14 protein-coding genes are annotated in these 13,456 nt (G+C 43.6%); all 14 read left to right on the top strand.

From position 1 onward, the window contains the following. The first annotated feature begins 52 nt into the window (after window positions 1-52). The 14 genes from BR06_RS0112960 to guaB all read left to right on the top strand — a co-directional run bounded on the left by BR06_RS0112960 (window position 53) and on the right by guaB (window position 13,449). A complete protein-coding gene (locus tag BR06_RS0112960; protein WP_031483723.1) occupies window positions 53-1,108 on the top strand; it encodes a hemolysin family protein in 1,056 nt (351 codons plus the stop codon). Between the two features lie 19 nt (window positions 1,109-1,127). Beyond that, the gene (locus BR06_RS0112955) at window positions 1,128-1,544 is read left to right on the top strand and encodes a cytochrome c maturation protein CcmE (protein ID WP_031483721.1); all 417 of its coding nucleotides are present in this window, start codon (window positions 1,128-1,130) and stop codon (window positions 1,542-1,544) included. Between the two features lie 100 nt (window positions 1,545-1,644). Further along, entirely contained in the window at window positions 1,645-3,522 is a 1,878-nt protein-coding gene (locus BR06_RS0112950) for a heme lyase CcmF/NrfE family subunit (RefSeq protein ID WP_031483719.1), read from the top strand. A gap of 11 nt (window positions 3,523-3,533) precedes the next feature. Beyond that, window positions 3,534-4,214 (top strand): ABC transporter ATP-binding protein, encoded by a 681-nt coding sequence (locus tag BR06_RS0112945; protein ID WP_156952707.1) that lies wholly within the window; start codon window positions 3,534-3,536, stop codon window positions 4,212-4,214. After that, window positions 4,208-4,885: a heme exporter protein CcmB gene (locus BR06_RS0112940; protein WP_031483715.1), complete on the top strand. Its 678-nt coding sequence runs from the start codon at window positions 4,208-4,210 to the stop codon at window positions 4,883-4,885. The genes BR06_RS0112945 and BR06_RS0112940 overlap by 7 nt, the downstream gene beginning before the upstream one ends. A gap of 42 nt (window positions 4,886-4,927) precedes the next feature. Then, window positions 4,928-5,593 carry a cytochrome c biogenesis protein gene (locus BR06_RS0112935; RefSeq protein WP_031483713.1) on the top strand — a complete coding sequence of 222 codons (666 nt, stop codon included), beginning with the start codon at window positions 4,928-4,930 and terminating at the stop codon, window positions 5,591-5,593. A gap of 20 nt (window positions 5,594-5,613) precedes the next feature. Then, window positions 5,614-5,754 carry a CcmD family protein gene (locus tag BR06_RS20140; protein ID WP_084154140.1) on the top strand — a complete coding sequence of 47 codons (141 nt, stop codon included), beginning with the start codon at window positions 5,614-5,616 and terminating at the stop codon, window positions 5,752-5,754. Further along, window positions 5,744-6,373 (top strand): tetratricopeptide repeat protein, encoded by a 630-nt coding sequence (locus tag BR06_RS0112925; RefSeq protein WP_031483711.1) that lies wholly within the window; start codon window positions 5,744-5,746, stop codon window positions 6,371-6,373. The genes BR06_RS20140 and BR06_RS0112925 overlap by 11 nt, the downstream gene beginning before the upstream one ends. 447 nt (window positions 6,374-6,820) lie before the next feature. Further along, window positions 6,821-7,996, top strand: coding sequence for a branched-chain amino acid ABC transporter substrate-binding protein (locus tag BR06_RS0112915; protein WP_031483709.1), 1,176 nt, complete (start codon window positions 6,821-6,823; stop codon window positions 7,994-7,996). A gap of 91 nt (window positions 7,997-8,087) precedes the next feature. Then, window positions 8,088-8,990 (top strand): branched-chain amino acid ABC transporter permease, encoded by a 903-nt coding sequence (locus tag BR06_RS0112910; RefSeq protein WP_031483707.1) that lies wholly within the window; start codon window positions 8,088-8,090, stop codon window positions 8,988-8,990. A gap of 77 nt (window positions 8,991-9,067) precedes the next feature. Next, window positions 9,068-10,291 carry an ABC transporter permease subunit gene (locus BR06_RS0112905; protein ID WP_031483705.1) on the top strand — a complete coding sequence of 408 codons (1,224 nt, stop codon included), beginning with the start codon at window positions 9,068-9,070 and terminating at the stop codon, window positions 10,289-10,291. Beyond that, window positions 10,284-11,084 carry an ABC transporter ATP-binding protein gene (locus tag BR06_RS0112900; RefSeq protein WP_031483703.1) on the top strand — a complete coding sequence of 267 codons (801 nt, stop codon included), beginning with the start codon at window positions 10,284-10,286 and terminating at the stop codon, window positions 11,082-11,084. Before BR06_RS0112905 ends, BR06_RS0112900 begins: the two co-directional genes overlap by 8 nt. Further along, on the top strand, window positions 11,077-11,784 hold the full coding sequence (locus tag BR06_RS0112895; protein WP_031483701.1) for an ABC transporter ATP-binding protein: 708 nt from the start codon (window positions 11,077-11,079) through the stop codon (window positions 11,782-11,784). The genes BR06_RS0112900 and BR06_RS0112895 overlap by 8 nt, the downstream gene beginning before the upstream one ends. A gap of 207 nt (window positions 11,785-11,991) precedes the next feature. Continuing rightward, complete coding sequence (gene guaB / locus BR06_RS0112885; protein WP_031483699.1) at window positions 11,992-13,449, top strand: IMP dehydrogenase; 1,458 nt, start codon at window positions 11,992-11,994, stop codon at window positions 13,447-13,449. Window positions 13,450-13,456 lie beyond the last annotated feature (7 nt).

Genomic DNA, 13,456 nt, shown 5'->3' with positions numbered 1-13,456 from the left:
TCATCAGATTTGTTGATGATCACTGCTTTTTATAACTTTAACAAAAAACTTAATGCTGGAATTAATACTTGCCGTGGGGTTAGCTACCCTAATATCTGCTTACTGTTCTATTAGTGAAGCTGTATTCTACTCTTTTCCATGGAGTCGAATTGAAAGGCTTCGTAAAGAAGGTCATAAGTCAGGACAAATCCTGCATAACCTTCGCTCGAATGTAGAGAAACCCATAACAGCCATACTTACTCTTAATACCGTCGCAAATACTGCCGGGGCATCTGTAGCAGGTGCCGCGTGGTCTAATGTGTATGGAATAGATTCTTTGCCGTGGTTTGTTGCTGGTTTCACTCTTATAATCTTAATATTTTCTGAAATACTTCCCAAAACCTTAGGTGTTGTTTACAGCGATACTTTAGGGAAGGCGCTTGCGCGTCCTCTCGAGATTATGGTTTGGGTGTTTTTCCCAGTAATCTGGGTCTGTGGTTTTCTTGCCCGTCTCGTTAGCAGAGGGAGCAAAGGCCCTCAGGTGACGGAAGAAGATATCAGCGCAATGGTTAGCTTAACTAGACAATCCGGGGCTATTAAACCTTACGAAGCCCTCTCAATTGCTAACATTTTATCGTTGGACGATAAGATTGTTGAGCAAATTATGACTCCCCGGACAGTCGTGTTTTCGCTACCGGTTGATATGACGGTTGCTGAGGCTCATGCCAAATACAGCGCATGGCCGCACAGTCGTATACCCGTTTACGCAGGTGATGATACGGAAGAAATTGTTGGTGTTATTTATAGGCGTTTTGTTTTTGAAGCGCTTGCAGATGACCAGCATGACGTTAAGCTTTCAAGCTTGATGAAACCTGTAAGGTTTGTTCTTGAGAACATAACCTTGGACAAGTTGCTAGTAAGATTCCTTGAAAGTCGCATGCACCTTTTTGTGGTGCTCGATGAATACGGAGGAATGTCCGGTGTTGTTACTCTTGAAGATGTGATGGAAGAAATACTCGGCAGCGAGATCGTGGATGAGACCGATCAGGTCGTTGATATGCGTGAACTTGCTCGCCTGAGACGTGAAGAACTTGTCGTTAAGCGTGATAAAAAGAGCGCTGGCGTTTGAAATATTATGGAGAATTAAAATGGCCAAAAAAAGCGGAAAGGGCGTATATATTGCTGCCTTGTTCCTTTTTCTGGGTGGATTAGGATGGCTTATATATTCAGGACTTTCTCAGGATAGTGTATACTTTCTGAATGTGTCTGAAGCTCTTGCTATGGATGAAAGTCAGCTCAGTCAATCAAGACTATTTGGTAAAGTCGGGCCGCAGAATATTCAGATCATTGATGGCGGACTTGGAGTTACTTTTGATCTTGCAGATCAGAAAGATCCTTCCCAGACTATTCGTGTCAGTTATCGCGGGGCGGTTCCTGATACCTTTAAAGCAGACGTGGAAGTCATCCTTGAAGGCGTATTTGTGGACGGTAATAAGTCCTTTAAAGCCAATTCTCTGATTACTAAGTGTCCATCAAAATATGAAAAGGAAAGCCGCGAAGGCTAGCGATATTTGTGAAATGATCCTGCCAGGTTTTTAAAATCTGTGCAGGACTTTTCATGTCTAAATTTTGAATTAATCTGGCCGTTTATGGAGTTGATATAAAATGCAAATTGTTGCCAATCTGATGCTTTTGCTTGCACTTTTAGCCGCCCTCGGTGCTGGTGCGTATGCTTGTTTGTCTCTCTTGACAGGCAGGCGCAATGTGCTTGTTCTATTGGACCGGTCTAATTTCGTTGTTGCAGGGCTTATAACGCTCGCAAGTGTAATCTTGACAGTGGCTCTTCTTAGTCGCGATTATTCTTATATGTATGTCTACGAACATGTAGATAATACTTTGCCACTTTTCTATACAATTACATCCTTTTGGGCTGGAGCTGAAGGCTCTTTGCTTTTCTGGATTTTATCAATTTCCATTATGGGTGTTATTTTTTCAAGGTTTAGCCTCTTCAAAGAATTTTCTGAAAAAACACGCTTATATTACTGGCTCTTTTACATGCTCGTACAGGCGTTTTTCCTTTTACTTGTCACTTGCTGGTCCAGCCCTTTTATGGAGCTAGTACCTGTTCCGCTTGATGGGAGAGGGCTTAATCCACTGCTTAGAAATCCAGGCATGATTTTTCATCCGCCACTCCTTTTCTTGGGGTATGCCGGTTTCACTAGCCCTGCCATGCTTGCTCTTGCTGCTTTTATTTGCGGCGAAGCAAAATCGTGGGTCAAATTTTGTCGTAACTGGAATATCCTTTCATGGGTTTTTCTTACAGCTGGAATCATTCTCGGCGGCTGGTGGTCTTACATGGAACTTGGATGGGGCGGTTACTGGGCATGGGATCCAGTAGAAAATGCTTCACTCATTCCGTGGCTCAGCGCGACTGCTTTCATGCATACCGCAATTATTGAGCTTAAGAGAAAGGCTTTACAGAAAACCAATGTTTTGCTGATGAGCTTGACCTTTTTGCTTTGTATTTTCGGAACATATCTGGTTCGTAGTGGAGTCATTCAGTCGCTTCACGCTTTTGGTGAAGGGGGCGTAGGTCTTCCGCTTGCAATGTTTATGCTGGCAGCTCTAGTTTTGACCGCTATGGTTCTGGTCATTGGTAAACGCATTGATTCAAAAAGCATTGCCGGACTAGATAGTAGGCAAGGACTTCTTGTTGTTGCTGCATGGGCGCTTCTTGCTCTCGGACTTATTGTAGGACTTGGCACAATGTGGCCTGTCATCAGTAAAATGTGGAGTACAAACCCTGTTGGGCTTGAAGCTAATTTTTACAACCGCGTATGTCTGCCGTTGTTCTCACTGCTGATCATTATTTTTGCTGTCTGCCCTTGGTTCAGCTGGAAAGAAGGAATCAGAGATAAGCGCGGACTTGTGCTTGTTCTTGTCGCGTTCTTGGCTGGTCTCGGTATCAGCTGGATGGCAGGTTTACATCATCCGCTCGGACTTATTACCTCTGCCGCATCCATAGCCGCTCTGGTTGGGATTGTCGGAGTATTTATTTTCCTTCCTGAGGTTCGCAAGGTTACTTCTACCATGGGAATTTATGGACTTCACTTCGGTGTTGCTCTTGTCTTTCTCGGGGTGGCATGGTCCGGCCCGAATCAGATTGTCGGCGAGTTTGTACTTGCAAAGGGCGAAACTGCTCAGATCGGAGATTACACTCTTACTTATAAAGAATTCTCCGAAAGTCAGACTCCTGCAATTGCTAAAATAGCTGCACTTGTTGAGGTTACTAAAGACGGAAAGCAGGTTGGCCTTTTGAATCCTGAACGTAGAATATACCGTAATTTCCCGCAGCCATTTGCTGAGGTTTCTGTCATCCCTGGATTGGGAGATGAAATATACGGAGTATTACTCGGGGTTGATAATGCCGGTGCTGTCACACTTAAAATCAGTGTGAACCCTTTGATCAACTGGATGTGGATCGGTGGAACGCTCATGTGCCTCTTCGGGCTGATGGCATTCAGGAAGACTCGTTTAAGCTAAGGCGGCCTTAAGTGGATAGTAATGATAGTATCGCCCTTAAGGTGCGTAAAGCTGCCAAGTTTTTTGGAACGAGGCTGATATTCAAGAACGTTAGCTGTGACGTGCGCAGGGGGGAGATCCTTCTTGTGGTAGGTCGTAACGGTGCTGGAAAGACTACTTTGCTAAAAATTATGGCGGGCCTTTCAAGGGCTTCTGCCGGCACAGCGGATATTCTTACTAAACCCGAAAAGACTGCATATCTAGGACATTCAACGTTCATTTATCCCGGTCTTACAGCTTTAAATAATTTGTCCTTCTGGGCTTCAATGTACGACCTTTCTCCTTCTCGTGATGACCTTATGGGGTTACTTAAACGAGTAGGTCTTGAAAGGGCAGCTGAAGAACTTGCAGGATCTTTTTCACGCGGAATGGCTCAGCGTCTTAATTTGGCGCGGGTGTTTTTGATTGATCCAGATCTTCTCTTTCTTGATGAACCGGGAACTGGGCTTGATAAATCGTCTCTGAAATTGCTTCGCGATGAAGTTGTTACTTTGCGCGATAGGGGAGCTGCTATTGTCTGGATCAGTCATGATGTGAATCATGATATGACCCTTGCTGATAGAATTCTCGGAATAGCAAATAATAAGATGGAATATCTCGGAACTGCCGCTGATTTTGATCAGGATGCCGTTCTCGGAGGGTCGTCATGTTAAAACGAGGACTCACCATTGCATCGAAGGATCTTAAGCTTTCTCTTGGGGGCGGACAGGGATTGACACAGGCCGTTCTTTTGGGACTTCTGCTAATCTTTGTTTTCAGCCTTTCGCGTCCGGCAGGGCAACTTGTCGAAGCTCAGGCCGCATCAACTATATTCTGGCTTGCATCGTCATTTGGACTCGTGCTGGTTTTCAATACTTTGTTTTCAATGGAAGAGGCAAACGAAGCAAGGCTTGGTCTTTTGTCTTCTCCTGTTCCGCTTCATGCTGTCTGGTTCGGCAAAGGTTTGGCTGGATTCGTCTTGCTTCTTTGTTCGCAATTAGTCTTTCTACCTGCTACGGTCGTGTTTTTAGGGCAGGATTTAAAAGGATCTTTCGGGATATTTGCTATTACTGTGCTGGCTGCTGACTGGGGACTTGTTTCTCTCGGTGCGCTGCTCGGAGCAATATCTCAGGGGCAGGCTGCAAGGGAATCTCTTTTGTCAGTGATTCTTTTCCCTTTGCTCCTTCCTATTCTACTTGGCGCGATTCAATTGATGACTTCGGTATTTTCCGGGGTTACGGTTCTAGATCAATCATCGTGGATGGGAATAATTCTTTCCTCATCCGCTTTGTTTAGCGGAGCCGGTCTTATACTTTTTCCTTTTGTATATAGCGGTGAGCAGTAAGATGTTCACCTGTAAAAATATAACTGTACTACGGAGCATTAAATGAGTCTTGCAATTGCGGCTCTGATCACAGGTCTTGCTATTTGTGTCGGGCAGTACTTCATCTGGATATACGCTCCAGTCGAGCAGGTCATGGGGTTGGTTCAGAAAATTTTCTACATCCACATGCCTATGGCTGTATGGGCTATGCTCAGTTTTTTCGTGGTGTTTGTTTTCAGTGCATTATATCTTATTAAAAGAGATATTAAATTTGATTATATTGCCGGAGCTGCTGCTGAAATCGGTGTTGTCTTCAGTGGACTTGCTCTTATTACCGGTTCCTTATGGGGACGGGCTGCATGGAATGTATGGTGGACATGGGATCCGCGGCTGACCACGACTCTTATTATGTGGTTTGTTTATGCTGCTTATCTCGTGCTCAGAACTTCACCGATGTCTGCTGAACGCAGATCTCTGGTCTGTGCTGTTTTAGGAATTGTCGCATTTGTCGATGTTCCGCTTGTTTTCTATTCAGCGCGGCTTTGGAGAAGTGTACATCCTGCTGTGCTTGGTGCCAAAGGTGGCGGTATGGAACCTGAAATGCTCACCACGTTGATAGTCAATGTTTGTGCATTTGGGCTCCTATGGTTGATTCTGTTGACCGTCCGTTTTCGTCAAACACGTTTGGCTGGAAAGCTTGATGCCCGGCTTGTCTGGGATAATGAATAAAATATCCGGAGAAAAAATATATGACTAATGAAACTTATTTATTGATTGCTAATATTGCAGTTTGGGTCGGAATAGCAGGTTATCTCGCATTTATAGCTTCCAAAGGGGCTGCGATGGAACGCCGCATTACCCAGATGGAGATGTTGGATAATGACAAATAATAATGATGCCGGTTCTGCCGGAAGTAAATTTTCTCTTGGCGGGGGGCAGAAACTCGTAGTTGCATTACTCGGTGTTGCTTTATTAGTTATTTTTATAACTTCGCTTGCGTACCGCTTGAATCATCCCGGTAACAAAGTTGAATTTCAGCAGCAGCAGGAAGCCCCAAGTCAGGGAATGAGTCAGGAAGCTATGGGCGAAGGCATGACGGAAATCCGTAAGCTCATGGATAGCATGCGTGACAATCCCGAAGATATGGCAGTTCAGCTTGAGCTTGCAAATGCATTCATGATGATCCGTGCATATGATCGCGCGCAGGGATTCTTTGAAAAGGTAATTGCTAATGAGCCGACAAATATCTCCGCGCTTATGGGGCTTGGAATGTGTTATTATCAGGCTGAGCAGTTTGAGAAGGCCGCTGGGGTGTTTGATAAAATTCTAGTCATAGACCCTGATGATTCCATGGCTCACTTTAATACTGGAATTATTAAAAAGTATTATCTGCATGCGCACGAAGATGCTGATGAACATTTTAAAAAGATTATAGCCAACCCGGAAGCTTCTGAGGACATGAGGGCTCATGCCGAAGAAGAGCTGAAGAAAAAGGCACATGAAGACTAAATAAGATAAAGGGAGTTCGCTTTTAAAGCGGATTCCCTTTTTTTCTTTGACCATATTTCTGTTCTTGTGTAGGTGACTGCTCACGGATGTTGACAGTATTTTATATTGATTTTTAGCTAATATTTAGTGCTTGGCTGGGCTTTTGTGGCTAGTTTGCTAAATTATATTCGCGAGAAGGAGAGTAATATTGACATGTCTGTGGAATGTTAGCTAATTTATATTTTCAAAATTTGGCTTTTATCTTTCAAGAAACTATTCCTATCTTGCCGGAAGGGATGTATGTTTCCGATAATAGTTTTATGGTTTTGGAATTTCAGGGCTGCTCAGCCTAACTGAGCTATGGTATGGATGTTCGCTAAGTATCTTAAGTAGCTTAAGCTTATCTGATAATGTGCGAATTTGGTAATCTGGGCGCTTAGCCCGTAAAATTTCAGTCAAGGAGTGTATATGAAACGTTCATTGCTGGCTCTTGCATGCGTAATGATGCTGACCATCGGTCTCGTCGGTTGTAGTGAAGAGAAAAAAACAGATGCCCCTGCTAAACAAGAAACATCTGAGAAAGCTGCTCCAGCTTCCACCGGAAAAATTATTCTTGGAGTTGCAGGCGCACACAGCGGAGACCTTGCATCTTACGGTTTACCTACAGTTGAAGCTGCTAAGCTCGTTGCTGCAGCTGTTAATGCTGCTGGTGGTATCAACGGTGCTCAGGTTGAAATCCTTACAGAAGATGATCAGTGTAAGCCTGAATTTGCTACAAACGCAGCATTCAAGCTTGTTTCTGACAAAGCAAACATTGTTCTTGGTCACATCTGCTCTGGTGCTACCAAAGCGGCTCTTCCTATCTACAAAGAATCAAACCTTGTTTGTATGTCTCCTTCCGCAACAAATCCTCCTCTGACTCAGAGCGGCGACTACCCTAACTTCTTCAGAACAATTGCTTCTGATGATGCTCAGGCTGCACTCGCTACAGATTTCGCAATGGATACACTAGGCCTTAAGACTATCGCTATAATCCACGATAAGGGTGATTACGGTAAAGGTTTTGCTGGGTTCGCCAAAAAATACATTGAAGAAGGCACTAAAGCTAAAGTTATCCTTTTCGAAGGTGTAACTCCTGGCGCAGTAGATTACTCAGCTGTTGTTCAGAAAATTAAAGGTTCCGGCGCAGATGGCGTAATCTACGGTGGTTACCACCCTGAAGCATCTAAAATCATTACTCAGCTCCGTAAAAAGAAAATCATGATTCCATTCATCTCTGATGATGGTGTTAAAGATCAGACTTTCATTAATGTTGCTGGTAAATCTGCTGAAGGCGTATACGCTACAGGCCCACGCGATATTACAGCTAACCCAATGTACAAAGTTGCAATGGAACAGTTCAAAGCAAGCCATGACGGCGAGCCTGGAGCTTTCTTCTTTGAAGCTTACTCAGCAGCTCAGGCTCTTTTGAAAGCTGTTGAACACGCAGGATCAACTGACTACGATAAGATTGTATATGCTCTTCGCAATGAAGAAGTTGAGACTCCTGTAGGGAAGATCAAGTTTGACTCAAAGGGCGATGCTATCGGTGTTGGTTTCTCTATGTACCAGGTTAAAGACGGCAAATACGTTGAAGTTAAATAATTATAGCTTTTACAGTTTATAATAAATAAAAATCGGTTCAGGGGGCAGGCTTAAGTCTGTCCCCTTGAATCGTGATTCAGCAGGAAACCAAATGGATTATTTTTGGGAACTATTTTTCAGCGGACTTACCCGGGGAAGTATCTACGCGCTTATCGCTCTAGGATACACAATGGTTTACGGTATCATTGAGCTTATTAACTTTGCTCATGGCGAAATTTATATGATCGGCGCTTTTGTCGGGCTGACTGTTGCTGGTGTACTTACCAGTTTCGGTTTTCCGGCCATGTCTATTATGGTATTGGCCTCAATGGCTGCTATCGTATATGCGGCTGCATACGGTTATACTCTTGAAAAGATTGCCTACCGTCCTCTTCGAAGTGCACCTAGACTTTCTCCCCTGATTTCCGCAATCGGTATGTCTATTTTCCTACAGAACTATGTAATGCTTGCTCAGACCTCAGACTTCATATCTTTCCCATCCCTTACTCCTGAGTTCGCGTTCTTAGATAAATACTCATCAACAATCGGAACTTCGGATTTCTTGATAATCGTAGTAGCGGCCATCATGATGGTTGCACTTACTCTGTTTATCAAGTTCACCAGAATGGGCAAAGCCATGCGTGCGACAGCACAGAATCGCAAAATGGCTATGCTGGTTGGTGTTAACGTCGATCAGGTCATTTCTGTGACCTTTATTGTTGGTTCATCATTGGCCGCAGTTGGTGGCGTACTTATCGCCTCACACATTGGTCAGATCAACTTTTTCATCGGATTTATCGCAGGTATCAAAGCTTTCACAGCTGCAGTCCTTGGCGGTATCGGGTCTGTTCCGGGCGCAATGCTTGGTGGACTTATCCTTGGTTGGACTGAAAGTTTCTGTACCGGGTATGTCTCCAGTGACTACGAAGATGTATTCGCTTTCGCACTACTCGTAATCATTCTGATTTTCAGACCATCAGGCCTACTTGGTAAGGCTCCGATTCAGAAGGTTTAACAGTTATTTGCTTCTTAAGCTCAGGGCGTTATTATACGTTCTGCCGATCTAATAGATAAAAATGGATTGTTTGTAATATGGAAGGCTTGAAAAAATCTTTACTGGTATCATTGTGGTTCATGTTTTTGACTCTGCCTATTGTCGGAGTCTTCGTGAATACAATTGATGATGTTGTCATATGGCGACTGGAAAGAGTATTATACGTAGGTATATGTACTTTCTTCTTGTCTTTCCTTTGGCGGTTTATGATTAGCAAAAAGGAAGCTGGAGCGAAGAGGGATGAAGAAACGGGTGAAGAGCAGATTTCTGCTTTTGGCAAGATTTTAGCCAACCCATCATTTTATTATCCGTTACTTGCTGGTGTTTTAGTTTTTGCTCTTTTATTTCCACAAATATTTTCCATGTATCAGGTCAATATTATGATCTCAGCACTTATTTATGTAGTGCTTGGGCTCGGGCTTAATATTGTTGTCGGGTTAGCCGGACTGCTTGATCTTGGTTACGTAGCTTTTTATGCAGTAGGTGCTTACTCTTACGCGCTTATGAATTTATATTGGGGTGTTAATTTCTGGGTTGCTTTACCGATCGGAGCGTTGCTTGGTGCTCTTTGCGGTATCATACTCGGTTTCCCCGTGCTTAGGCTTCGCGGTGACTATCTTGCTATCGTTACTCTTGGATTTGGTGAAATTATTCGTCTTATTCTCGAGAACTGGGGAGACTTCACACATGGTCCGAGCGGAATAGCAAATATTCCTCGTCCAGACTTTTTCGGTCTTTTCACAGGCCTCTCAAATTCAATACATTTTATGTATTACTTGATGATTGTGCTTGTTATATTCACGATCTTCATCGTCAACAGACTTAAAAATTCCCGTATCGGTAGAGCATGGCAGGCTCTTCGTGAAGATGAAATTGCTTGTCAGGCCATGGGTATTGATAAAGTTAAAACTAAATTGATGGCATTCTCGATTGGAGCTACTTGGGCCGGATTGGTTGGAGTTGTTTTTGCTGCAAAGACATCTTTCATTAACCCAGCAAGTTTCACGTTCCTTGAATCTGCAATCATTCTTTCAATAGTTGTTCTAGGTGGTATGGGATCAATTCTCGGGGTTATACTCGGCGCTTTGGTGCTCATGCTTCTTCCTGAATACCTCAGAGCTTTCTCCGAATATCGCATGCTAGTTTTCGGAGCAACAATGGTTTTGGTAATGGTCTTCAGGCCACAGGGACTAGTCAGGGATGTACGGAAAAAAATTGATATTGCTGCTGTCAGAAAGGCTTTAGGTGGCGCGAATGAGTAATGAAGCAAGAAAAGTACTTGAGGTTAAAGGAGTCTGTAAAGATTTCGGTGGCCTGAGAGCATTGGATGATGTTGATCTCGATGTACGCGAGGGAGAAATTGTAGCACTTATTGGTCCTAACGGAGCTGGTAAAACTACATTTTTCAACTGCATTACCGGAATCTATACCCCGACCCTTGGGGAAGTTAATATTGATCCTACAGGTGACGGTTTTAAGCGGATTAACGGCATTAAGACAAATTATGTCACTGAAATGGGTATGGCTAGGACATTTCAGAATATTCGCTTGTTCCCATCCATGAGTGTCATTGAAAATGTTATGATAGGTTGTCACTGCCGTACTAAAGCAAGTTTTCTCGGAGCTATTTTCCGTGACCCTCGCACTAAAAAGGAAGAGCAGGAAACCATAATCAAAAGTTATGAACTCCTTAAAGAACTTGGCCTTGAACAATTTGCAGATGAGCTTGCCTGTAATCTCCCTTACGGAGCTCAGCGTCGTCTCGAAATTGCAAGAGCTTTAGCTACTGACCCGTTTCTACTTTTGCTTGATGAGCCTGCCGCCGGTATGAATCCGCAGGAAACTTTGGCTCTTGAGGGATTGATTGTTTCCATAAAAGAGAAACACAATATTTCGGTTCTACTCATTGAGCATGATATGAAAATGGTAATGAGCCTTTCAGACCGTATATTTGTTCTTGAATATGGTCGCGAGATTGCTCACGGCACTCCGCAGGAAGTTAGCGAAAATCCCGCTGTAATCAAGGCTTATCTCGGAGAAGATCTAGATGCTTAAGCTTAAAAACGTCAATACGTTCTACGGAAATATTCAGGCTCTCAGAAATATTAATATCGAAGTCGCAAAGGGTGAAATCATCACTCTGATCGGTGCTAATGGTGCCGGGAAGACAACAACTCTTATGACCATTAGCGGAGTTGTGCCTCCGCGAACCGGAGAAGTTATATATGATGGTGAACCCATCCATAAAAAGAGTCCTGATAAAATAGTTAAAATGGGAATTTCTCAGGTTCCTGAAGGTCGCCTTATTTTTCCTGATCTAACAATCATGGAAAATCTCGACATGGGAGCTTTTCTTAGAAATGATTCTGCGGGGATTAAAGAAGATATGGAACATGCTTTTGAGCTTTTCCCTATTCTTTATGAACGCAGAAAACAGCTGGGCGGAAATCTGTCTGGAGGTGAGCAGCAAATGCTCGCAATCTCCAGAGCTTTAATGGCTCGTCCGAAGCTACTTCTTCTCGATGAACCCTCACTTGGGCTGGCTCCGCTAATTATTAGGCAGATTTTTGAAATAGTTAAGAAAATCAATAAGGAGAGCGGTACAACTGTTTTTCTTGTTGAGCAAAATGCCAACCTCGCTTTAAAGACAGCCCATCGCGGTTATGTCATGGAAAACGGGGAGATAATACTCTCTGATACCAGTGAAAAATTGCTGGCAAACGAGGACGTGAAAAAAGCCTATTTAGGACTTTAAAGTTGACAAAAGATGGCCCTGCGGATACGCGGGGCCATCTGCTTTTGAAATTCAGGTTGGGCGGAAGCCCACTTTTAACATTTGCTACTTATGGTGCTCCTGTTGTATCACCCTGTGGATGGGGAGGCTGGAGCCTTGAGAGGAATCATATTGTAATGATTTCTCTTTTCTTTTAGATAGTAGTCCAAAATCATATGCGAGGGAAAGATGGAAAAGGTAGTTGGTCAGTCTTTGACTTTTGACGATGTTCTCCTTTTGCCTGCCTATTCGGAAGTACTTCCCGATAAGGCGAATGTATCCGCCAAACTAACGGAAGAGATTACTCTCGGAATACCTCTTATCAGTGCTGCAATGGATACCGTTACTGAGTCTGAAATGGCAATTTCAATGGCTCGTCATGGTGGTGTCGGTGTTGTACATAAAAATATGAGCGTTAGAGATCAGGTTCGTGAAGTCGAAAAAGTAAAAAAATCAGAAAGTGGTATGGTCACTGACCCGATTACTGTTCATCCTGAAGATACTGTCGGCAAAGCTCTTGATCTGATGGCTGAATTTAAAATTTCAGGTTTTCCTGTTGTAAAAGGTGAGCACCTTGCAGGTATCATCACTAACCGTGATGTACGCTTTGTCAAAGACAGAAACACACTTGTTTCTGAAGTTATGACAAGCCGTAACCTTATCACCGTGCCTCCTGGAATACCTTCTGAAGAAGCTAAACGTCATCTTCATCAGAATCGTATTGAAAAACTTTTGGTTGTTGACGAAGATAATAGACTTACCGGGCTTATTACCATCAAAGATATTGATAAAGTTAAGCAGTATCCGTCTGCAGCAAAAGACTCACAAGGTAGATTGCGTGTTGGCGCAGCTATCGGAGTAGGTCGCGACTTTATGGAACGTAGTTCCGCTCTTGTTGATGCTGGCGTTGACTTTCTTGCTCTCGATTCTGCGCACGGTCATTCTAAAAATATTATTGATAGTGTTAGAGAACTACGCTCCTGTTTCCCGGATGTTCAGATTGTAGCAGGGAACATAGCAACTTATGATGCTGCTATGGCTCTTGCTGAAGCTGGAGCTAATGCCGTCAAGGTAGGAATTGGACCTGGTTCAATTTGTACAACTCGCGTAGTCGCCGGTGTTGGTGTGCCTCAGATCTCTGCAATCATGGAAGCTGTAAGAGCTTGTCAGGATCGCGGGGTTTGCGTCATTGCTGATGGTGGTATTAAATATTCAGGTGATGTTGTTAAGGCGCTTGCCGCTGGTGCAAACACCGTTATGATGGGTTCAATGTTTGCTGGAACCGATGAAAGTCCCGGCGAAAAAGTTCTCTATCAAGGTCGTAGTTACAAACTTTATCGCGGAATGGGTTCCATTGACGCAATGAAGCAGGGTAGCTCTGATCGTTACTTTCAGAAGAGCACAAATAAGCTTGTACCTGAAGGTATTGTCGGACGCGTCCCTTACAAAGGGCCTGTATCCGAAAGCATTTACCAGATTATTGGTGGCCTTCGTTCCGGTATGGGATATGTCGGTTGTGGATCTGTTCAGGAATTGCAGGAAAAAGCTCAGTTCACTCAGATGTCTCCAGCCGGTTTTAAAGAAAGCCACGTTCACGATGTAATCATCACAAAAGAAGCTCCCAACTATCGGGTTGATTCTTACTAATTTAAGT

This window comes from Maridesulfovibrio frigidus DSM 17176 (assembly GCF_000711735.1).
Taxonomy (GTDB): Bacteria; Desulfobacterota; Desulfovibrionia; order Desulfovibrionales; family Desulfovibrionaceae; genus Maridesulfovibrio; species Maridesulfovibrio frigidus.
The sequence above is the reverse complement of the archived record's forward strand: the minus strand, read 5'-3'. Positions and strand labels throughout refer to the sequence as shown.